Genomic DNA, 20,638 nt, shown 5'->3' on the forward strand with positions numbered 1-20,638 from the left:
GAACGCGACCGCCCCCGGTCGCCGGGAGGGCGGCCGGGGGCGGTCGGTGTACGGATCAGAGCAGGCCGAGCTGGCGGACCGCGTCGCGCTCCTCCGCGAGCTCCCGCACCGACGCGTCGATGCGGGCGCGCGAGAACTCGTTGATGTCCAGGCCCTGGACGATCTCGTAGCGGCCGTCCTTGGTGGTCACCGGGAAGGAGGAGATCAGACCCTCCGGCACACCGTAGGAGCCGTCGGAGGGGATGCCCATGGAGGTCCAGTCGCCGTCGGCGGTGCCGTTGACCCAGGTGTGGACGTGGTCGATCGCGGCGTTGGCCGCCGAGGCCGCCGAGGAGGCGCCGCGCGCCTCGATGATCGCGGCGCCGCGCTTGGCGACGGTCGGGATGAAGGTGTCCGCGAGCCAGGCCTCGTCGTTCACCGTCTCGGCGGCGTTCTTGCCGGCGATCTCCGCGTGGAAGATGTCCGGGTACTGGGTCGCCGAGTGGTTGCCCCAGATCGTCAGGCGCTTGATGTCGGAGACGGCGGCACCGGTCTTGGCGGCCAGCTGCGAGATCGCGCGGTTGTGGTCCAGGCGGGTCATCGCGGTGAAGCGGTCGGCCGGGACGTCCGGGGCGGCGGCCTGGGCGATCAGCGCGTTGGTGTTGGCCGGGTTGCCGACGACGAGGACCTTGATGTCGTCCGCGGCGTGGTCGTTGATGGCCTTGCCCTGGGGCTTGAAGATGCCGCCGTTGGCCTCCAGCAGGTCGCCGCGCTCCATGCCCTTGGTGCGGGGGCGGGCGCCGACGAGCAGGGCGACGTTGGTGCCGTCGAAGGCGACGTTCGGGTCGTCGGTGATGTCGATGCCGCGCAGCAGCGGGAAGGCGCAGTCGTCGAGCTCCATCGCGGTGCCCTGGGCGGCGCCCAGCGCCGGGGTGATCTCAAGAAGGCGCAGCTTGACCGGCACGTCCGGGCCGAGCAGGTGGCCGGAGGCGATGCGGAAGAGCAGCGCGTAACCGATCTGGCCGGCCGCGCCGGTCACGGTGACGTTGACGGGAGTGCGGGTCATGGCGATCTCCGTAAGACAGCTGGCGGTGGGGGGTGGTGCCCCGGGTCCGGATGGCCCTCCCCCGGGTTGTCCCGGGGACGAATCTTGATGTGAAGAGACATCCGGCGCCCAGGCTATCCTCTGCCCCCTCCCCCTCCCCCACAGCCCCCCGCCCGTGGACACCCCCCGGAGCCCGCTCCGAGAAACCCCACCCCCGCCCCCGCCCCACGGGCGCCCCGAGCCCACCAAGCCCGCCCGGGGGCACCTCCCGGAGGCAGCTCCGGTGAAGCTTGAGACCGCCCCCCGCACCACAGGCACCCCGCACCACGGGCGCCCCGCACAAACCCAGCCCGCCCAGCACCCCCCAGCCCGTCCGGCGCTTGAGGACGGACCCCGCACCACAGGTAGCCCGAACAAATTCAGCCCGCCCGGCACACCCCAGCCCGTCCAGCACCCCCCAGCCCGTCCGGCGATTGAGGACGGACCCTGTGCCACAGGACCCCGCACCCTGCGGCCCACGGTCGGGGGCCAGCCCCCGAACCCCCGCTCCTCAAACGCCGGAGGGGCTGGGTTTGCTCAGGTCCCCGGAGGGGCTGGAGTGGTGCGGCTCCAACACCGGCGGGGCTGAAGTGGTGCGGCTCAACCACCGGCGGGGCTGGAGTGGTGCGGCTCAACCGCCGGCGAGGCTGGATTTCGTGGCTCGGCCCGCCCGGAAGGGCTGCTCGGGTCGCCCGGGAGGACGGGTCCTGGGGGGGCAGGGGTCCGCGGCGCGAGGAGGGAGCCCGGGGCGGAGGCTACTTGTCCGTGCAGGACCTTGTCGCCGACTGGGTCAGAACCCCGCACGCGACAGCAACCTCCCCTTCCCCCACCGCCGTCATCGGCGTAAACGCGTCCTTGTCCGCGTTCACCAACCCCGTCTGCTTCCCTTCCCCACCCACAGCGATCTCCACCGTGTCCCCCGGCGCCGCGTCCGTGATCCGCGCCCAGGCGGCCCGGCAGACCTCGCTGTAGCGAACCTCCACCTTCGCCTCCCCCACCGTCGCGGACGAGACCGTCTTCGCGTACTCCCCGCCGCACCCCATCACCTGCGGGTCCTCCCCCGCGCACTTCTCCCCGCTGCACTTCACACCCTCCGGCAGCGGCGGCGCGCTCCGGGACTGCGACGGCGACGGCTTGGCCGTGACCGTGGTGGTGTCGTCGTCGCCGTCCCCGCCGAGGTCGGTCAGCAGCACCGCCCCCGCGATGACCACCAGCGCCGCGACCACTCCCCCGAGGAACAGGAAGACCTTGCGCCGGCCGCCCCGGCCCCCGCTTCGGCCCCCGCCCCCGCCCCTGCTCTGCGGCGGCGCCGCCCGGTGCCTGCTCTGGCCGCCGGGACGGCCGAACGCGGGCGCCTGCGCCGTCGCCGGGCCCACCGCCTGCTCCAGCTGGTCCTTGTAGGGCGGCCAGGCCGCCCGGCCCGCCGCCGGTGCCGCCGGCTCCCCGGAGCCGTACTCCCCCAGCGCCTCCCGGGCCTGGGATATCCGTATCTGCTCCATGGTGCGGTCGTGCCGCGCCTCCGCGCGGCTCCAGGCCCGCTCCGCCAGCTCCCACATGGTGGTGAGGTGGATCGGGCTGGTCCCCGTCACCTCGGCCAGCGCGACGATCGCGCCCTTGGGCGCCAGAATCCGCCCGTTGAGATACCGCTCCCAGGACGTCTTGCTGTAGCCCGTGTGATCCGAGACCGCCGCGATGCTCAGCCCGCTCCGGTCGACGAGCCGACGCAACTGCTCCGCGAATTCACGGACCTCCGGATCAAGCTCTTCCGGAAGCGGCTTCCAACGAGCCATGGACTACCCCCTTGTCCCCCGAACGTAGGTGCTGTGACCCGCGCTCACCCACCCTGCACCGACCTCGGATGCCCGACTTGTCGGACAACCTGAAGGGATGCGCAGGGATCAGGATGTCAGGTCCTGACAGCGGCGCGCACGGGAGCATGAGGGATACCGGCTGCGCCCCATGTGCGCCCCCATCCCTGCTGCCGCCACAGTCTCGCATCCACGGCACAGCGATCACACCGCGCCGGAATGCTCACTTCCGTGCCGCCGGCCACACCCCGCCGACTCTCTCCCGGCAATCCGAAGCCCGCCCTCTCACCAGGGAAAGGGCGGGCGACCACGGGAGGACACCGGGGTGAACGGCCTACTTCGGCTCCCGGACGGTGAACCGCACCAGGTCCTCCACGAACGGCAGCTCCAGCCAGGGGCCCGGCTGCGCCACCAGCGCCAGCAGCGTGATGGCGACGCCCAGCACCCCGTACGTCACCATGTCGGTGAAGCGGGAGCGCACGGCGAGCATGCCCACGGAGGGCACCACCCTGCGCATCACGGCGCCGGTGAGCAGCCCCACCCCGACCAGGATCGTCCCGACGCGGAAGGCCTCGGCGAAGGGGTCCAGGCCGACGATCAGCAGACCGGCCCCGACGATCGCGAGGACCGTGAGCAGGGGCCACTGCCGCGCGGGGGCGGGAGCGTCCCCCGGGGCGGCGCGACCGCCGCCCTCGGGGCGCGCGGTGTCGGTGGTGAGGGTCGGCGGCCTGCGCCGCGGAGGCCCGGATTCCCGCTCCTGCTCCTGCTCCTCCGAAGGCGAAGGCGAAGGCTCGCCCCCGGTATCCGGCTCCGGCTCGGCCCCCCGCCGAGCGCCGGACCCGGGCCCGGCCCCGGGCTCGGTCTCGGCCCCGGGCTCGGCACCCCGGGCCTCCTCCGGCGCCCCCGCCCCCTCCGGCTCCGGCTCCCGGTCCCGCCCGGCCCCCGGGCCGCCCTCCACCGCGCGGTCGTCGTTCATGCGTACGCCCATGAGGGCAGCCTCTCCCGTCTCAGCCCGCCGCGCCGGCGCCCGCCGCGCGCTCCGCGGCCTCGACCACATTGACCAGGAGCTGCGCACGGGTCATCGGACCGACACCACCCGGGTTCGGGGCCACCCAGCCCGCCACCTCGGCGACGCCCGGGTGGACATCGCCCACGATCTTGCCGTTCTCGTCCCTGCTGACACCCACGTCGAGCACCACGGCGCCCGGCTTCACGTCCTCGGGCTTGATCAGATGCGGTACGCCCGCCGCCGCGACGATGATGTCCGCCTGCCGCAGATGGGCGGCGAGGTCACGCGTACCGGTGTGGCACTGCGTCACCGTCGCGTTCTCGGACTTGCGGGTGAGCACCAGCGGCATCGAACGCCCGATGGTGATCCCGCGCCCGACGACCACCACGTTCGCACCGGCGATCTCGACACCGTGGTGGCGCAGGAGCTGGACGATTCCGTACGGAGTGCAGGGCAGCGGCCCCTCGACCCCGAGCACCAGCCGGCCGAGGCTCATCGGGTGCAGCCCGTCGGCGTCCTTCTCCGGGTCCATCAGTTCCAGCACCCGGTTGGCGTCGATGCCCTTCGGCAGCGGCAACTGGACGATGTACCCGGTGCACTCGGGGTTCTCGTTCAGCTCCCGGACGACCGCCTCGATCTCCTCCTGCGTCGCGGTGTCGGGCAGTTCGCGCTGGAGGGACGCGAGACCCACCTGGGCGCAGTCCCGGTGCTTGCCATTGACGTACCAGCGGCTGCCCGGGTCGTCCCCGACCAGCAGGGTTCCGAGGCCGGGCGTCACTCCCTTCGCGTGGAGGGCCGCCACACGGGCGGTCAGATCGGATTTGATCGCGGCTGCGGTGGCCTTGCCATCGAGAATCTGGGCGGTCATGGCCCCATCCTCGCGGATGGACCCGCCCCGGTTCCACTTGCGCCCGCGCCCCGGACCCCGCGGCCCCCGAATCCGGCCCCGCGGCCCGCGCCCCCGCCCGGAACCGGACGTTGCACTTGCACAACACATACAGCTACCGACTGGACAAAATACCCGCGCCGAACCAGCATGACCGCTGCCAGTGCCGCGGAAAGGCTGGGGGGCGAACCGCCGATCATGTGATGCTCCTCCACTCGGACCGCGCAGTCCCCGCACCCCACACGGAGGAGTCCCCGCCATGAGCTTCGGCGACCCGAACAACCCCTACGGCCAGCAGCAGGGCGGTCAGCCGGGCTACGGCCAACCGCAGCAGGGGCAGGCGCCGGGGCAGCCCGGACAGCCCCCCTACGGTTACCCGCAGGCCCCGCCCGTCCAGCCCTACGACGGTGGTTACGGCGGCGGTTACGGCGGCCCGCCGACCACGATGCCCGGCACCCTGAGCGCCGCCCGCGTCATGCTCTATGTCATCGCCGCTCTCCAGCTGATCGGCGCGGCGCTGATCCTCCTGGGCGCCGCCGCCATCGACGCCGCCAAGAGCAACGAGGAGCTGAAGAACGACGTCCAGTTCCAGGAACTGGCCGAGTTCTCCAGCGGCCAGGTGTACGCCATGGGCGTCTTCGCGATCCTCTGGGGCGTGCTCGCCGTCTTCCTGGCCGTCAAGTTCGGCAAGGGCGGCAACGGCATACGCATCACCGCGCTGGTCTTCGGCGTCATCACGGCGATCCTCGGCATCTGGCCGTTCATCGTGGTCGGTCTGATCCACACGATTCTCGGCATCCTCATCGCGGTGTTCGTCGCGAAGTCCGACGGCTCGGCCTGGTTCAACCGTCCGCGCCACTGATCACATCCGCGTACCGAAGGCCGCGACTCCCCGGAAACCCGCCCGGGACGAGGGGAGTCGCGGCCTTCCGCGTGTCCGGACGGCCCTGGCGGACGGCGGGTCCCGGCCACGGCGGAGGCGTCCCGCGCGGGCGGTATGCATTCGTTGTGCAGACGTTTATCGCGCTTCCCTACCGTGAGCACCGTGCCCCATCGAGCGGGAGTCCACGGGAGGGAGCCAACCGTGTACGGAGCCATCGCGGTGGCCCGGGCCCGGCCTCTCCTCCTCGGTGAGACCCCAGAAGTCGAGCCTGGAGTGGAGCGGGTCCGATGACTATGCATTTCGACTCACTGGCACTGCCCGTCCCGCCCGGATACCGCGTCGGCCCCTGGGAGGTCCGCGAGCCGCTCGGCTCCGACGCGTTCGCGACCGTGTACGCGGCCCGCCGGACGACCCCCGCGAGGGACGCCCCCGCCCAAGTGGCCCTGAAATTCCTTCCCACCGGCACCCGCACCCCCCGCCAACTCCGCCACCTCGAAGAACTCGCCGCCCGCGAGGCCCAGGTGCTGCGCCGGCTCCGACAGCCCCGGCTGATCCGGATGTACGAGACCCTGACCGTGGACGACCCCGCCGAGCCCCTGCTGCACGGCGCCACCGTGCTCGTGCTCGAACGGGCCGAGGGCTCCCTCGACGCCCTGCTCCGGCGCTGCCCGCGCCCCGCCGACGGGCCCGCGCTCCTCGCCCAGGTCTGCGAGGGCCTCCATCAGCTCCACCACGCCGGCTGGGTGCACGGCGATCTCACCCCGGACAATGTGCTGCTGCTCCCCGACCGGAGCGTCCGGCTCGGCGACTTCCATCCGGCGGCCGAACCGCACTCCGCCCACGGCTACGCCCCCGCCTTCCGCACCACCGACTACACCGCGCCCGAACTCCTGTGGGCCGGAACCGCCGAGCGCGCCCGGCAGCCGCGCGGCGCCGCGGACATCTGGGCGTTCGGCGTCCTCGCCCATGTGGTGCTGACCGGCGAACTGCCCCTGGCCGGCGCCACTCCCGGAGCCCGCAGGGAGGCCGCCGCGCGGTACGCGAGCGGTGGCGCGGAGCTGACCCTCTCGCCCGCCCTGCCGCGGGAGTGGCGGGGGATCGTGGCGGGGTGTCTGGCCCGTACCCCGCGGGAGCGGGCGGAGCTGGACACGGCGGAGCTGCTGCGCCGGGTCGAGACGGTCTCGGGCACCCGGCCCTCGCCCCGGCTGCCGCGCCGTCTCCCGGGGCGGCGCCCCCTCGGACAGCGTCCCGTGCGAAGACGGCTGTTCGGGTGCCGGCCCGGATCGGCGCTCGGCTCCACGGTCGGCTGGGGCTCCACGGCGGCGGCGCTGGTCGCGGCCGTGCTCATGGTGATGGTGCTGCGGGACACCCCGACGGCGGAGGCGGCGGGGTACGACCGGTGCGCCCTGGGCCATGTCTGCTTCTTCAGCGAGCGGGACGGCGCGGGGGAGATGTGCGCCTGGTACGACGACGAGCGGGACTGGCGGTCCGGGCCGGCGGCGTGCGACTGGGGCCGGGCCCGCGCGCCGAAGTCGGTGATCAACAACGGCTATGTGGAGAACCACCCCGGCGCCCGGCTCTTCAGGGAGCGGGACTTCAAGGAGCCGGTGGGGTGTGTGCAGCCGCTGGAACGGCGCAATCTCCAGGGCGAGGTGGTGATCCGCTCGCTGAAGCTGCTGCCGAGCTGCTGAGCAGCGGGACTTCCGGGCTGCCGGGCCGCCGGGCCGCCGGGCCGCCCGGCTCCCGGAGGGGGAGCGGCCCGGGCGGCCCGGTACCGATCAGCGCGGATCAGTACCGGACCGTACCCGGGCCGTACCGGGCCGTACCCGATCAGTACCGGGCCGTACCGGTCAGTGGAAGAAGTGGCGCGTGCCCGTGAAGTACATCGTCACGCCGGCCTTATCCGCCGCCTCGATCACCTGCTCGTCACGGACCGATCCGCCCGGCTGGACCACGGCCCGGACACCGGCGGCCGTGAGGATCTCCAGCCCGTCCGGGAACGGGAAGAAGGCGTCCGACGCGGCGTACGCGCCCCGCGCCCGCTCCTCGCCCGCGCGCTCCACCGCGAGCTTGGCGGAGTCCACCCGGTTCACCTGACCCATGCCGACCCCGACCGAGGCACCGCCCTTGGCCAGCAGAATCGCGTTGGACTTCACCGCGCGGCAGGCCCGCCAGGCGAAGGCCAGCTCGGCCAGCTCATCGGCGTCCAGCGCCGTGCCGGAGGCCAGGGTCCAGTTCGCGGGGTCGTCGCCCGGCGCCTGGAGCCGGTCGGTCATCTGCACCAGCGCCCCGCCGTCCACCGGCTTGGCCTCGGCGGCGGCCGTGGGCGCCCCGGTACAGCGCAGCACCCGGATGTTCTTCTTGCGGGCGAGCACCTCGACGGCGCCGTCCTCGTACGCCGGGGCGACGACGACCTCGGTGAAGATCTCCGCCACCTGCTCCGCCATGGCCACCGAGACCGGCCGGTTGACCGCGATCACCCCGCCGAACGCGGAGAGCGGGTCGCAGGCGTGCGCCTTGCGGTGGGCCTCGGCGACATCCGCCCCGGTCGCGATGCCACAGGGGTTGGCGTGCTTGATGATCGCCACACACGGCTCGGCGTGGTCGTACGCGGCGCGCCGCGCGGCCTCCGTGTCCGTGTAGTTGTTGTACGACATCTCCTTGCCGTGCAACTGCTCCGCGCCGGCCAGCCCGCCGCCGGCGGCGGTCACGTACAGCGCGGCGGCCTGGTGCGGGTTCTCGCCGTAGCGCAGCACGTGCGAGCGCTGGTAGGTGACGCCCACGAAGTCGGGGAAGCCCGACTCGTCGGCGGGGGCGTGCGAGGAGGCGAACCAGGAGGCCACGGCGACGTCGTACGCGGCGGTGTGCTGGAAAGCCTCGGCGGCGAGACGCTTGCGGGCGGTCAGGTCGAAGCCGCCGCCGCGGACCGCGGTGAGCACGTCCTCGTACCGCCCGGGGCTGGTGACGACGGCGACCGAGGGGTGGTTCTTGGCCGCGGCGCGGACCATCGAGGGCCCGCCGATGTCGATCTGCTCGACACACTCGTCCGGGGAGGCGCCGGACGCGACGGTCTCCCGGAACGGGTAGAGGTTGACGACCACGAGGCCGAAGGGCTCGACGCCCAGCTCCGCGAGCTGCTCCCGGTGGGAGTCGAGCCGCAGATCGGCGAGGATTCCGGCGTGGACCCGGGGGTGCAGCGTCTTGACCCGGCCGTCCAGGCACTCGGGGAAGCCGGTCAGCTCCTCGACCGGGGTCACGGGCACCCCGGCGGCGGCGATCCGCGCGGCGGTCGAGCCGGTGGAGACCAGCTCCACACCCTCCTGGTGGAGACCGAGCGCGAGCTGCTCCAGGCCCGTCTTGTCGTACACGCTGATCAGCGCGCGCCGGATGGCCCGCTTCCCGGCCACAGCAGCCTCGGCAGCGACGGCAGCCACACTGGCCTCAGTAGCGTCAAAAGTCACGGGAAAACTACCTTTCGTCCCTCAATGCGATAGCCGTGACGGGCCAGACGCCCCACGACCTCGACGAGCAGCGCTCGCTCGACTTCCTTGATCCGCTCGTGCAGAGCGGCTTCATCGTCCGCGGTCCGGACCTCGACCACGCCCTGGGCGATGATCGGACCGGTGTCGACGCCGTCGTCGACGAAGTGGACGGTGCACCCGGTGACCTTGGCGCCGTACGCGAGCGCGTCGCGCACTCCGTGGGCCCCGGGAAAGCTGGGCAGCAGGGCGGGGTGCGTATTGACGACCCGTCCGCCGAACCGGGCGAGGAACTCCTTGCCCACGATCTTCATGAATCCGGCCGAGACGACGAGATCCGGCTCGTACGCGGCGGTGGCCTCGGCCAGCGCGCGGTCCCAGGCGTCACGGGAGTCGTGGTCCTTCACCCGGCAGACAAATGTCGGCAGCCCGGCCCGCTCGGCCCGGTCCAGGCCGGCGATGCCGTTCCGGTCGGCTCCGACGGCGACCACCCGGGCGCCGAAGCCCTCGGGGTCGGCGGCGATGGCGTCGAGAAGGGCTTGGAGGTTGGTACCGGAGCCGGAGACCAGGACCACCAGACGGGCGGGGCGGGAGGAGGGGGGCGGGGAGGCCACAGCGGGTCTCTTTCTCGCGTGCGTTGCCAGTGCGGTTGCCGGTGCGGTGCCCGTGGGACGGGCGCGGTCGTGCGTCATCGTGCGGGGGCCTGCGTGGATGGTTCGTGGACCTGCGTGGACTGCGTGGTGGACTGCGCGGATGCGGCCGGCCGTGCGTCTCCCCGCGGTTTTCCCGCGCGGAAACGGAAGCCTGCGTACTTGTACGGTCGTACGAACGAATCGTGATCCCCGATACGGGGAACTCTACGAAGAGGCCGACCGTCAGCAACGATACCGGCACACGGGACGGCCCCCACGGGACGGGGGCGTGGCCGGGAGGTAGCGTCAGGGGACAACCACCCGTCTTCCGACGGGCACGACGACACACGGCCCGTCTGCACAAGGGTCTGAGGGGAAGACGTTCACCAGATGCCGGACCGACGCCGCCGTACGGACCTCCTGTTGCCGCGGGAGCGCCAGTCCACCGACGACAACAACCCCTTCGCGCCACCGCCGGAGGGGAAGCCGGACCAGCCGTGGCAGCCGCGGCAGCCCTCGAACTCGAACGACAATCCCGATCAGTCGGGGTCCGGCTCCTCCGACGGTTCCTCGGACGGCTCATCGGGCGACCGGGGCGGGCGGGGCGGCTGGGGCGGCCAGTGGAGCAGCCGCCAGCCGGGCCGCTCGTCCGGCGGCGGCTTCGGCGGCCGCCCCGGACCGAACGGGCAGAACGGCGACAAGCAGGGCCCCTCGGGGGGCATGCGCTGGGACCCGACCGATCCGTCCCAGCGCCGCGCGCGGTACGCGCTGCTCTCGGGCATGTGGGCGTTCTTCTTCGCGATCTTCGACTTCACGGAGATCGCGCTGCTGCTCGGCGCGCTGGCGCTGTACTGGTCGATCAGCTCGCTGCGGGCGCCGCAGAAGAGCGGACGCGTGGGCGCCGACGCGATGACCGCCCCCGCACCCGCACCCCCGGCCGGGACCGCGCCCGGTGCCGCACAGGGGGGCGACAAGTCGCTGTCCAACCGGTCGCAGCGGACGGCCGCGGTGACCGGGCTGGTGATGGGCGGCATCGCGCTGGCCATCGTGGCCGCGGCCTTCACCGCTCAGCTCGTCTACCGCGACTTCTACACCTGCGAGCGGGACGCGCTGACGAAGGAGGCCCAGCTCTCCTGCAACCAGGAGCTGCCGAAGCCGCTGCGGGATGTGATCGGCGTCAAGGAGTAGGCCGCTCCGGCCCGTCCCCGGGCGGTTGCGTTGGCGACTGCCCGGGGGAGGCGGCGGTGGCCTCGGGGCCTGCCGCCCTCTCCGTGTTCTTCGTGTGCTCCGTGCTCTCCGTGTTCTCCGTGGATTCGGTGCTCGTCGGGGCTCCGGTGCTCGCCGGGGTTCCGGTGGCCCCGGTGCGCGTCGGGGTTCCGGTGGTCTCCCTGCCGGTGGGTGCGGGCCAGCCGAAGGGGGCGGGGGCCCGGGGCCAGGGGCTCGCGGGAGCCGCCCAGGGCTCGGGCAGCGGTGCCGGCTCGGGCTGCGGCTCGGGCTCGGGCCGTGCCTCGCGCTCGGGCTGCCGTGCCGGCTCCTGGGCCGGTCCGGAGCCGGGGTCCTGTGCCCGGTCGGGGTCCTGTGCCCGCTCCGGGTGCTCCGCCCGGTCGGGGTCCCGCGGCCGGTCCAGGTCCCGCGGCTGCCCGGGACCCGATGGCGCGGGGCCGTCCTGGGCCTCCCCCGCACCGGCCGCCCCCCGCACCGGGCGCTCCGGCAGAAAGTCGTACCCCTCGCCCATCGTTCCGCCCACCGGCGGGACCGGCGCCCGGGAGAGCGTGTCGGACGGCGTCTCGTCCGGCGCCTCCCCGTGCGCCTTCGCGCCCCCCTCGCCACGCGTTCCGCCGAACGGCCACCGGCCGGGCCGGCCCACCCCCATGCCCCGGCCCGTCCAGGCCGCCATGAGCACCCGCCAGGTGCGCACCACCACCGCCAGCGGCACGGCGATCAGCAGCGACCAGCCCAGGGCCACCGCGCCCGTCCGCCACCACACCGGACCGAACGCCACCAGCCGCCCCGTCCCCATCGGGCCCCCGGCGGCAGCCGCCGCCAGCGCCATCAGCACCCCGCACCCGGCCGCGCCGAGCCCCGCGGCCAGCGCGGTGTCCCGCATGCTCCACGCGCTCTCCCGCTCCCCGTGGCGGGGCGCGGCCGCCTCCACCGTGAACCGGGCGATCACCAGCGCGGCCACCACGGGCAGGGCCGCACACGCCCAGTTCAGCGGCGTGCCCGGCCCCTCCGCCGGGACGGCGGCGAGCAGCGGGAAGCGCGGCAGGGCGGGGTCGCCGGTGACCGCCAGCGGCGTGGCGACCGACCCCGTACCGAGCGCGAACCCGGGCCCGAGGCCGTACGCCGCCCCCCACACGGCCGCGTTGGGCACCAGCGCGACGGCCAGCAGCAGCACCGCGAGCCGGCCCGACCAGCCGCCGGCGAGGTGGAGAAAGGAGTCCTGGGCGGCGTCCGCGTGCCACACCAGCGCCGACCCGACCAGCAGCGCGCCGCCGCCGATCAGCACCAGCGCTCCGGCCGCCGCCGACCGCAGCGCCACGGTCACCCGGGTGCGGGCCAGCAGGACGCGTACCCGCCCCGGCAGCCACTCGGGCAGCGGCCCATCGGGGCGGCGGCTTGCCGTCCACACCCCGGCCACCGCCGCGCAGCCGGTCACCAGCGGCATCCGGACCAGCGCGCTCCAGGGGTCAGCGGTCAGCGGCCCGCCCGCCGCGTAGAGCGTCACCACCGCGCCGACCAGCAGATATCCCAGGCTGACCGCGCATACCGCACCCCAGGGGGCGGGCCGTGGCAGCCGTCCGTCCTCATCCGGCACCAGCCCGTCGCGCGCGGCCCGGTGGATCAGCCAGACCGGCAGGACCATCAGCAGCAGCGGTACGACACCGATCGGGGCGGGGGTCCCGGAGAGGGTGCCGGCGCGGACGAGTTCGGTGCCATGGGCCAGCAGCCAGCAGGCCGCGGCGGTGTGCAGCGCTCCCTCGGGCCCGTTGTCCGGGTACGGGGAGCTGATCCACACCGCCATCACCAGCACGGTGACCGCGCCGAGCCCCAGCCCGGCGGCGGTCGCCCCGCGCACGAGACACGCCATCAGGGCGGCTCGCCGCCCGCCCTGCACGAGGACCGGGGTCTGCGAGTACGGCGGGCCGTGATCGGTCATCTGGGTCACGCCGCCATGCTGCCAACGACACGCGCTTTATCCATGTAACAGGCGAATAACCGTTGTGTCGCTCAAGATACGGTTATGTACTTTTATGCCGAGTGCTGCGCTTCGGGGAGTTCTTCATGACGCAGGGCACCACCCACTCCGCCGCGGACAACCCCCTGCCCTCTCCCAAGGAGCGGCGCAGACTGCGCGAGGCGAAGTCGATGAGCGAGCAGGAGGTGGCAGCGGCGGTCGGCGTCACCCGGGCGACGGTCCGCGCGTGGGAGAAGGGCCGCAGCGAGCCGAGGGGCCGCAGACGCGAGGTGTACGCGAGGCTGCTGGAGTGCCCCGGACGGGCACCCGGCACCGAGGGGTCCGGGTCCGGGCTCGCACCCGAGGCCGGGGCGGGGGCCGGGCACGCACCCGATGCCGGGGCCGAAGTGCTGACCCCGGCTCAGCCGGCAGCGGCAGCGGGAGCGGGAGCGGGAGCCGGGACGGGGACCACGGCCGAGGCCACCGGCACGACGCCGGCCGAGCCCGAGGTGAAGGCCAAGGCGCAGGCCGAGCCCGAGGCGCAGGCCCAGGCCAAGGCGCAGGCCGAGGTCAAGGGCAAGGCCGAGGTCAAGGGCAAGGGCAAAGCCGAGGCCAAAGCCGAGGTCAGGCTCAAGGCCGGAGGCGCGATCGACGCGCGGAGCGACCCCGCGAGCGCGGGCGGGCCCGGAGGCACCGCCTCCCCCGAGAAGCCCGGACAGCCGCACTCCCTCACCCGCCCCGCCCCCGCCGTCAAGCGCGCCGCCCGCCCGGCCCCGTCGCACCCGCCGAGGACGGCACCCCCCGTCGTCCACCCGGCCGCCCGGCCGGAGCGGCCCGCGCCGCCCCCGGACGCGCCCCCTGAGCCCGTGGAGAAGCCGGGCCCGGACGCGCGGCCGGTCCCGGGGGTGACATCGGAACCGGGGATGGAGCAGTCGCCCGCCGACGCCTTCGACGCGCTCTACGCGCACGCCGCCCCCGGTCTCGTACGCCAGGCCTATCTGCTCTCCGGCCGCCGGCGGCTCTCCCATGAATCCGTCGAACGCGCCTTCCACCTCGCCTGGCAGAGCTGGCCCGAGGTCGCCCGCGACCGGGACCCGGTGGGGTGGGTGCGGATCGCCGCGTACGAGTGCGCGATGTCGCCCTGGCAGCGGCTGCGGCCCTCCCACCGGCACCCCGACTCCCCTCCCCTGGACCCGGAGCGGCGGGCGCTGCTCGACGCGCTGCTGGAGCTGCCGCCCCCGTACCGGCGGACGCTGGTGCTCTACGACGGTCTGGGCCTGGATCTCCCGGAGACCGCGGCCGAGACCGAGGCCAGCACCCCGGCCACGGCCAACCGGCTGCTCAACGCCCGCCGGGCCATCGCCCGCCGGCTCGGGCTCGGCGAGCCCGACTCCCTCCACGATCTGCTGACGGACCTCGCGGACGCCTGCCCGGTCCCCCAGCCCGCCCCCGCGCGCTCGGTACGGGAGGGCAGCGAGCGGGTGGTCTGGTTCTGGACCAGGACCGCGCTCACCCTGACCGCGCTGATCATCGGCGCGACGGGGTTCACCCTGGTCACGGCGGACCGGAGCTATCAGCCGGAGGTGGCGCCGGGGCAGCGGGTCTCGGGCATCCCGCCGCACGCCGGCCCCCAGCGGCTCACCGAGGGGGACCGGAAGCTGCGCGACAGGCTGCGCTCCGAACCGGCCCACGGGCCGGGGCGGCTGGTCCCCCGGATTCCCTGACTCCCCCCGGGTCCGGGCCCCGGACACGGCACAGGGGCCCGTGCCTCCGGCTGAGCCGGGGGCACGGGCCCCTGTGTCACGGGTGGTGCGGTACGCGTCAGCCGTTGAGCAGCTCGCGCGCCAGCTTGGCCGTCTCGGTCGGGGTCTTGCCGACCTTCACGCCCGCGGCCTCCAGGGCCTCCTTCTTGGCCTGCGCGGTGCCGGAGGAGCCCGACACGATGGCGCCGGCGTGGCCCATGGTCTTGCCCTCGGGGGCGGTGAAGCCCGCGACATAGCCGACGACCGGCTTGGTGACGTTCGCCTTGATGAAGTCGGCCGCACGCTCCTCGGCGTCGCCGCCGATCTCGCCGATCATCACGATCAGCTCGGTGTCGGGGTCGGCCTCGAAGGCGGCCAGGGCGTCGATGTGGGTGGTGCCCACGACCGGGTCGCCACCGATGCCGACGGCCGAGGAGAAGCCGATGTCGCGCAGCTCGTACATCATCTGGTAGGTCAGCGTGCCGGACTTGGAGACCAGTCCGATACGGCCGGGCTTGGTGATGTCGCCCGGGATGATGCCGGCGTTGGACTGGCCGGGGGTGATCAGACCGGGACAGTTCGGACCGATGATCCGGGTCTTGTTGCCCTTGCTGATCGCGTACGCCCAGAAGGCGGCCGAGTCGTGGACCGCGATGCCCTCGGTGATGACGACGGCGAGCGGGATCTCGGCGTCGATCGCCTCGATGACGGCGGCCTTGGAGAAGGCCGGCGGCACGAAGAGGACGGACACGTCGGCGCCGGTCTCCTTCATCGCCTCGGCGACCGTGCCGAAGACGGGGACCTCGGTGCCGTCGAAGTCGACCTTCGTCCCGGCCTTGCGCGGGTTCACACCGCCGACGATGTTGGTGCCGTCACCCAGCATGAGCTTGGTGTGCTTCATGCCCGTGGCACCGGTCATGCCCTGGACAATGACCTTGCTGTCCTTGGTGAGGAAGATAGCCATGGTGGTCTGGATTCCCTTACTTCGCCGCGAGCTCGGCGGCCTTGTCGGCCGCGCCGTCCATGGTGTCCACGCGCTGCACGAGCGGGTGGTTGGCGTCGGAAAGGATCTTGCGACCCAGCTCCGCGTTGTTGCCGTCGAGGCGCACGACCAGCGGCTTGGTGACGTCCTCGCCCTTCTCCTTCAGCAGCTCCAGGGCCTGGACGATGCCCTTGGCGACCTCGTCACAGGCGGTGATGCCACCGAAGACATTGACGAAGACGGACTTGACGTCCGCGTCGCCGAGGATGATCTCCAGGCCGTTCGCCATGACCTCGGCGGAGGCGCCGCCGCCGATGTCGAGGAAGTTGGCGGGCTTGACGCCACCGTGGTTCTCACCGGCGTAGGCGACGACGTCGAGGGTCGACATGACCAGACCGGCGCCGTTGCCGATGATGCCGACCTCGCCGTCGAGCTTGACGTAGTTGAGGTTCTTGGCCTTGGCCGCGGCCTCCAGCGGGTTGGCCGCGGCCTTGTCCTCCAGGGCCTCGTGCTCCGGCTGGCGGAAGTCGGCGTTCTCGTCGAGGGAGACCTTGCCGTCGAGGGCGATGACCCGGCCGTCGGCGACCTTGGCCAGCGGGTTCACCTCGATGAGGAGGGCGTCCTCGGCGATGAAGGTCTTCCAGAGGGTCACCAGGATGTCGGCGACCTGCTCCGCGACCTCGGCCGGGAACTTCGCGGCCGCGACGATCTCGCGGGCCTTCTCCGGGCCGACACCCTCATTGGCGTTGACCGGGATCTTCGCGAGGGCCTCGGGCTTGTTGGCCGCGACCTCCTCGATGTCCATGCCGCCCTCGACGGAGGCCATGGCCAGGAAGGTGCGGTTGGTGCGGTCGAGGAGGTACGAGACGTAGTACTCCTCGGCGATCTCGGGGGCGGTCTCCGCCAGCATGACCTTGTGGACCGTGTGGCCCTTGATGTCCATGCCGAGGATCTGGCCGGCCTTCTCCACAGCGTCTTCCGGGCTGGAGGCCAGCTTCACGCCGCCGGCCTTGCCTCGGCCACCGACCTTCACCTGCGCCTTGACGACCGACCGGCCGCCCAGACGCTCGGTCACCTCGCGCGCCGCCTCAGGCGTGTCGATGACTTCACCGGCCAGCACCGGTACACCGTGCTTGGCGAAGAGGTCCCTCGCCTGGTACTCGAACAGGTCCACGCGCGTCCGTCCCTTTTCTGATGATCGCGGTTCGTTGTCTGCGTGGGCGTGCCGCGAAGGGCAACGTGACTGCGATGTCACAAGGAAGGCGCACACGGTGTCCGAGCACGCGGCATGTCCGCCTCGCAGAGTATCCCCGTGGCTCCTGCGTCCCTAAATCGGAGGTCACACATCAGTGGTGATAACGGTCACAGGCGGGATCGGGGCGGATGGCGTCAGGGAGCGGGTACCGGCAGGGGGCGCTTCTCGATCGCCGCCGCCATGACCTCGGGAAAGAGATCCGGCGTACAGGCGAAGGCGGGGGCGCCGAGCGCCGCGAGGGCGGCGGCGTGCTCCCGGTCGTACGCCGGGGTGCCCTCGTCGGAGAGGGCGAGCAGGGCCACGAACTGGACGCCCGACGCCTTCATCGCGGCCACCCGCCTCAGCATCTCGTCCCGTATGCCGCCCTCGTACAGATCGCTGATCAGGACGACGACGGTGTCGGCGGGGCGGGTGATGCGCGACTGGCAGTAGGCCAGGGCGCGGTTGATGTCGGTGCCGCCGCCGAGGCGGGTGCCGAAGAGGACATCGACCGGGTCGTCCAGCTCGTCGGTGAGATCCACGACGGAGGTGTCGAAGACGACGAGCCGGGTGGCGATGGCGCGCATCGAGGCCAGCACCGCGCCGAAGACGGAGGCGTGGACCACCGAGGCCGCCATGGAGGCCGACTGGTCGACGCAGAGCACCACCTCCTTCCGCACCGAGAGGGAGGCGCGCCCGTGGCCGATGAGGCGCTCGGGGACCACGGTGCCGAACTCGGGGAGGTAGTTCCTGAGGTTGGCCCGGATGGTGCGGTCCCAGTCGATGTCCCGGTGGCGGGGCCTGCTGACCCGGGTGGACCGGTCGAGCGCCCCGGCCAGTGCTGACCTGGTGCGGGTGGTGAGCCTGCGCTCCAGCTCCTCGACCACCTTCCGCACCACCGCCCTGGCGGTCTCCCTGGTGGTCTCGGGCATGGCCTCATTGAGGGAGAGCAGGGTCGCGACCAGATGGACATCCGGCTCGACCGCCTCCAGCATCTCGGGCTCCAGGAGCAGGGCGGAGAGGCCGAGCCGGTCGATGGCGTCGCGCTGCATGATCTGCACGACGGGGGTGGGGAAGTAGGTGCGGATGTCGCCGAGCCAGCGGGCCACGGAGGGCGCGGACGCCCCGAGCCCGGCGCCCCGGCCCCGCCCGGCGCCGTCGCCCGGGGTGTGACCGCTGCCCGCGCCACCGGCCCGGCCGTAGAGGGAGGTCAGGGCGGAGTCGATCGCCGGGTCCGTCCCCGTGAGGGTGTGACCGGTGCCGTCGGCCGGACCGCCGCCGAGCACCAGCCGCCACCGCCGCACCCGCTCGGCGGGGTCGGCGGGGGCGGCGGCCGGGTGGGCGGGGTCGGCGGCCGGGTGGGCGGGAGCGGCGGGAGCGGCGGGGTCGGCGGCCGGGGCCGCGCGGTCCACCGGGCCGGGCCGGCCGGCGCGGTCCGTCTGTGCTGCTGTCGGGCTCATGTCCCCACCCCCGAGAGATTCTTGATGTCGGTTCCCGCGGTCCCGGCGGGGCCGGCCGCGCCTGTGCGGTCCGCACCGCCCCCGCCGCTGGTGGCGCCCGTGGCGCCCGTGCCCGGTGGTTCCGGTGGGCCGTCCGTGCCGCTCGTGCCGGGCCCGGCGGCCGGACCGAGGAGCAGCCGGAGCACCGGCAGCACCGCGTCGGCCCGCTCCCGGTGGAGACCGGCCCCGAACCCCGGTATCGCCCCGGCCGCCGCCCCGGCCCCGCCGGCCGTCTGGCCCGGGCCCCGGCGGACCAGCTCGCCCAGGGTGCGCCGGACACCCGCCTCATGGGCGGAGAAGGTGCGGCGCAGCAGCGGCAGCACCGCCGTGAACGTCTCCGCCGGCACACCGGCCAGCCAGCCGTCGACCAGGGCGAGCAGCCGCTCGTCGTGGACGAGGAGCATCCCGCCGCCCGAGGTGCCGCCGATGAAGCCCTCGATCCAGGCGGCCGCCTCGGCGGGCGGGGTGCCCGCCGAGAGGGCCAGGCCCATGAGCCGGGCGGCCCGGTCCCGGTCGAGCCGGCCCTCGTCCAGGAGGAGCCGGGCGGCCCGGCCCCGGATCACTCCGGCCACGGTGTCGCGGGCGGCGAGCCGGTGCAGGACGGCGCTCCACCGCCCGCCCAGGTCCTCCGCGGCGGGCAGTAGCCCGATGGCCGTGTGCACCGCGTCGAGATGGCCGCGCATCGCCTCGGCGCCGTCGGCGTCCAGTCCGGTGCAGGCGGGGGGCAGCCCGACGCAGATCCGCTCGGCGAGACCCGTGGCGACCTCGGCGAGCGCGGTGGTGTCCGTGGAGCGCACGTCCCCGTACCGCAGGGAGCGGGCCAGGGCGGGGAGGGCCCGGGCGAGCCGGCCGGTGTCCGTGTCGAGCGCGGCCCGGTCGGCGAGCGCGCGCATCACCACCGGGAGGGCGTCGGAGAGCCCGGCGAGGAGGCACTCCTCGGCGAGCGCGGTGACACCGGCGAGGTCGGCGGTGGCGGCCCGGTGCTCGGCTCTCGCGGTGGCGGCGGAGAGCACGGTGGTGCCCCACATCCCCGCCTCGGCGACCCGGACGGACAGCTCGGGCTCCCAGCGCAGCCGCCAGCTCTCCCGGAAGGTGCCGGTGCTCCCCCGCCCGGCGACGGGCTCGCCCCAGCCGATGGAGAGCAGCCGGAGCCGGTGCAGCAGCCGGCTCCGGGCCGCGTCGGTCTCCTTGCGCAGGTCGAGCGCGACCTCCCGCTCCCGCGCCTCGGGGCGGAGCCGCAGGGTGCGCTGGGTCCGGTGCAGATCACGCTGGAGGGGGACGGCGGGCGCGGTGTCCGGGACCTCGCCGAGGACATCCCCGATGACCAGCCGGTCCCGGATGAGGTCGAGCGGGACCGCGGAGCCGTCGCACATCACCGCCTGGACGGCTTCGGTGGTCTCGGTCAGGCCGGGCAGGGGCCGTCCGCGCAGGGCGGCGAGGGTCTCGGCGAGCCGGACCGCCTCGATGACATGGGCGGAGGAGACGATCCGGTCCTCGTCGCGGAGGAGGCCCGCGACTGCGGTCAGCCAGCGCTCGATGGGGCGGTCGGGGGCCTGGAAGAGGTGGCCGTACCACCCCGGGGAGTCGACCCCGGCGCCGTAGCCGCTGCGCCGGGCGAGTCTGCGGTGGGTCCAGGGCACCCAGGTCATCTCGGCCCTGATTCTGGGAAGCCCCTTGAGAACGGCCCGGTCGGCGGCGATCGTGGTCCGCTCCCGGAGCGCGGGCACATGCCACGCCCCGCAGACGACGGCGATCCGGTCCCCGAACTCCTTGCGCGCGGCCCGCAGCCGGAGCCGCATCCAGGCCTCGCGGACGGCGTCCCGCTCGTGCCCGCCGTGTCCGTAGACGGCGCGCAGGGCACCCATGGCGTCGGCGAGGACGGCGAAAGGCGCGAGCGGATCGGCGCCGCGCTCTGCCGCGCGGTGCTCGACGACATCCTCCCACCAGCGCTCGGGGTCGTCGTATCCGGCGGTCTCGGCGAGCACGGCGAGCGGGTCGATCCCGGTGTCCCCGGTGCCGCGTGCCGGAACCGCTCCCCGCCCGCCGGCCGCGCCGGCCGCCGGCCCCGGTCCGGGCACCGCGTCCCATCCGGAGTCGCCGGAGCGGGCGGGGTCACCGGAGCGGGCGGGGCTGCCCGGAACCGCGTCCCACTCCGGGTCCCGGCGGGCCCGGCCCCCGGGTGCGGCGTACCGCTCCGGGCCGGACGGGGACGGCGCGCGTCCGGCGGCGCCGGACGCGATGGC

At 73.8% G+C, this 20,638-nt stretch carries 15 protein-coding genes; 4 read left to right on the forward strand and 11 right to left on the reverse strand.

What is annotated here, in order from left to right; genetic code table 11:
- Positions 1–55: 55 nt before the first annotated feature.
- From ABT122_RS22935 to ABT122_RS22950, 4 genes are all read right to left on the reverse strand, one after another.
- Positions 56–1,045: a malate dehydrogenase gene (locus tag ABT122_RS22935; protein WP_351555250.1), complete on the reverse strand. Its 990-nt coding sequence runs from the start codon at positions 1,043–1,045 to the stop codon at positions 56–58.
- A 773-nt stretch (positions 1,046–1,818) separates the two neighbouring features.
- Positions 1,819–2,853, reverse strand: a complete 1,035-nt coding sequence (locus ABT122_RS22940) for an XRE family transcriptional regulator (RefSeq protein WP_351555253.1) — start codon at positions 2,851–2,853, stop codon at positions 1,819–1,821.
- A 352-nt stretch (positions 2,854–3,205) separates the two neighbouring features.
- Positions 3,206–3,859: a DUF3017 domain-containing protein gene (locus ABT122_RS22945; RefSeq protein WP_351555256.1), complete on the reverse strand. Its 654-nt coding sequence runs from the start codon at positions 3,857–3,859 to the stop codon at positions 3,206–3,208.
- 19 nt (positions 3,860–3,878) lie between these two features.
- On the reverse strand, positions 3,879–4,748 hold the full coding sequence (locus ABT122_RS22950; protein WP_351555259.1) for a bifunctional methylenetetrahydrofolate dehydrogenase/methenyltetrahydrofolate cyclohydrolase: 870 nt from the start codon (positions 4,746–4,748) through the stop codon (positions 3,879–3,881).
- Positions 4,749–5,025: 277 nt separating this feature from the next.
- On the opposite strand from ABT122_RS22950, the gene ABT122_RS22955 reads away from it, so the two are divergent.
- Positions 5,026–5,628: a hypothetical protein gene (locus ABT122_RS22955; protein WP_351555262.1), complete on the forward strand. Its 603-nt coding sequence runs from the start codon at positions 5,026–5,028 to the stop codon at positions 5,626–5,628.
- 308 nt (positions 5,629–5,936) lie between these two features.
- Complete coding sequence (locus ABT122_RS22960; RefSeq protein ID WP_351555265.1) at positions 5,937–7,340, forward strand: protein kinase domain-containing protein; 1,404 nt, start codon at positions 5,937–5,939, stop codon at positions 7,338–7,340.
- A 159-nt stretch (positions 7,341–7,499) separates the two neighbouring features.
- Here the strand turns inward: ABT122_RS22960 and purH are convergent, their stop codons facing one another.
- Positions 7,500–9,083 carry a bifunctional phosphoribosylaminoimidazolecarboxamide formyltransferase/IMP cyclohydrolase gene (gene purH, locus ABT122_RS22965; RefSeq protein ID WP_502976188.1) on the reverse strand — a complete coding sequence of 528 codons (1,584 nt, stop codon included), beginning with the start codon at positions 9,081–9,083 and terminating at the stop codon, positions 7,500–7,502.
- A 23-nt stretch (positions 9,084–9,106) separates the two neighbouring features.
- Positions 9,107–9,742, reverse strand: a complete 636-nt coding sequence (gene purN / locus ABT122_RS22970; RefSeq protein ID WP_351555268.1) for a phosphoribosylglycinamide formyltransferase — start codon at positions 9,740–9,742, stop codon at positions 9,107–9,109.
- 408 nt (positions 9,743–10,150) lie between these two features.
- Between purN and ABT122_RS22975 the strand changes: the two genes are divergently transcribed.
- Positions 10,151–10,948, forward strand: a complete 798-nt coding sequence (locus ABT122_RS22975; RefSeq protein ID WP_351555271.1) for a hypothetical protein — start codon at positions 10,151–10,153, stop codon at positions 10,946–10,948.
- Here the strand turns inward: ABT122_RS22975 and ABT122_RS22980 are convergent.
- A complete protein-coding gene (locus tag ABT122_RS22980; protein ID WP_351555294.1) occupies positions 10,938–12,920 on the reverse strand; it encodes a cell division protein PerM in 1,983 nt (660 codons plus the stop codon). The genes ABT122_RS22975 and ABT122_RS22980 overlap by 11 nt on opposite strands.
- 125 nt (positions 12,921–13,045) lie before the next feature.
- Between ABT122_RS22980 and ABT122_RS22985 the strand changes: the two genes are divergently transcribed.
- Entirely contained in the window at positions 13,046–14,662 is a 1,617-nt protein-coding gene (locus ABT122_RS22985; RefSeq protein ID WP_351555274.1) for a sigma factor-like helix-turn-helix DNA-binding protein, read from the forward strand.
- 97 nt (positions 14,663–14,759) lie between these two features.
- Here the strand turns inward: ABT122_RS22985 and sucD are convergent, their stop codons facing one another.
- The 4 genes from sucD to ABT122_RS23005 all read right to left on the reverse strand — a co-directional run bounded on the left by sucD (position 14,760) and on the right by ABT122_RS23005 (position 20,635).
- Positions 14,760–15,644 (reverse strand): succinate--CoA ligase subunit alpha, encoded by an 885-nt coding sequence (gene sucD, locus ABT122_RS22990; protein WP_351555277.1) that lies wholly within the window; start codon positions 15,642–15,644, stop codon positions 14,760–14,762.
- 16 nt (positions 15,645–15,660) lie between these two features.
- Positions 15,661–16,836, reverse strand: a complete 1,176-nt coding sequence (sucC, locus tag ABT122_RS22995; RefSeq protein ID WP_351555279.1) for an ADP-forming succinate--CoA ligase subunit beta — start codon at positions 16,834–16,836, stop codon at positions 15,661–15,663.
- Positions 16,837–17,051: 215 nt separating this feature from the next.
- The gene (locus ABT122_RS23000) at positions 17,052–18,356 is read right to left on the reverse strand and encodes a vWA domain-containing protein (protein WP_351555282.1); all 1,305 of its coding nucleotides are present in this window, start codon (positions 18,354–18,356) and stop codon (positions 17,052–17,054) included.
- The gene (locus ABT122_RS23005; RefSeq protein WP_351555297.1) at positions 18,353–20,635 is read right to left on the reverse strand and encodes a DUF5682 family protein; all 2,283 of its coding nucleotides are present in this window, start codon (positions 20,633–20,635) and stop codon (positions 18,353–18,355) included. The genes ABT122_RS23000 and ABT122_RS23005 overlap by 4 nt, the downstream gene beginning before the upstream one ends.
- Between the last annotated feature and the right edge of the window lie 3 nt (positions 20,636–20,638).

Origin of the sequence: Streptomyces sp. NPDC001985 (assembly GCF_040296845.1) — a bacterium.
Classification (GTDB): Bacteria; Actinomycetota; Actinomycetes; order Streptomycetales; family Streptomycetaceae; genus Streptomyces.

What these genes read in the sequence shown, in the direction of transcription:
- ABT122_RS22935 (WP_351555250.1), bottom strand. Translation starts at nt 1,045, where the DNA reads ATGACCCGCACTCCCGTCAACGTCACCGTGACCGGCGCGGCCGGCCAG.
- ABT122_RS22940 (WP_351555253.1), bottom strand. Translation starts at nt 2,853, where the DNA reads ATGGCTCGTTGGAAGCCGCTTCCGGAAGAGCTTGATCCGGAGGTCCGT.
- ABT122_RS22945 (WP_351555256.1), bottom strand. Translation starts at nt 3,859, where the DNA reads ATGGGCGTACGCATGAACGACGACCGCGCGGTGGAGGGCGGCCCGGGG.
- ABT122_RS22950 (WP_351555259.1), bottom strand. Translation starts at nt 4,748, where the DNA reads ATGACCGCCCAGATTCTCGATGGCAAGGCCACCGCAGCCGCGATCAAA.
- ABT122_RS22955 (WP_351555262.1), top strand. Translation starts at nt 5,026, where the DNA reads ATGAGCTTCGGCGACCCGAACAACCCCTACGGCCAGCAGCAGGGCGGT.
- ABT122_RS22960 (WP_351555265.1), top strand. Translation starts at nt 5,937, where the DNA reads ATGACTATGCATTTCGACTCACTGGCACTGCCCGTCCCGCCCGGATAC.
- ABT122_RS22975 (WP_351555271.1), top strand. Translation starts at nt 10,151, where the DNA reads ATGCCGGACCGACGCCGCCGTACGGACCTCCTGTTGCCGCGGGAGCGC.
- ABT122_RS22980 (WP_351555294.1), bottom strand. Translation starts at nt 12,920, where the DNA reads ATGACCGATCACGGCCCGCCGTACTCGCAGACCCCGGTCCTCGTGCAG.
- ABT122_RS22985 (WP_351555274.1), top strand. Translation starts at nt 13,046, where the DNA reads ATGACGCAGGGCACCACCCACTCCGCCGCGGACAACCCCCTGCCCTCT.
- sucD (WP_351555277.1), bottom strand. Translation starts at nt 15,644, where the DNA reads ATGGCTATCTTCCTCACCAAGGACAGCAAGGTCATTGTCCAGGGCATG.
- ABT122_RS23000 (WP_351555282.1), bottom strand. Translation starts at nt 18,356, where the DNA reads ATGAGCCCGACAGCAGCACAGACGGACCGCGCCGGCCGGCCCGGCCCG.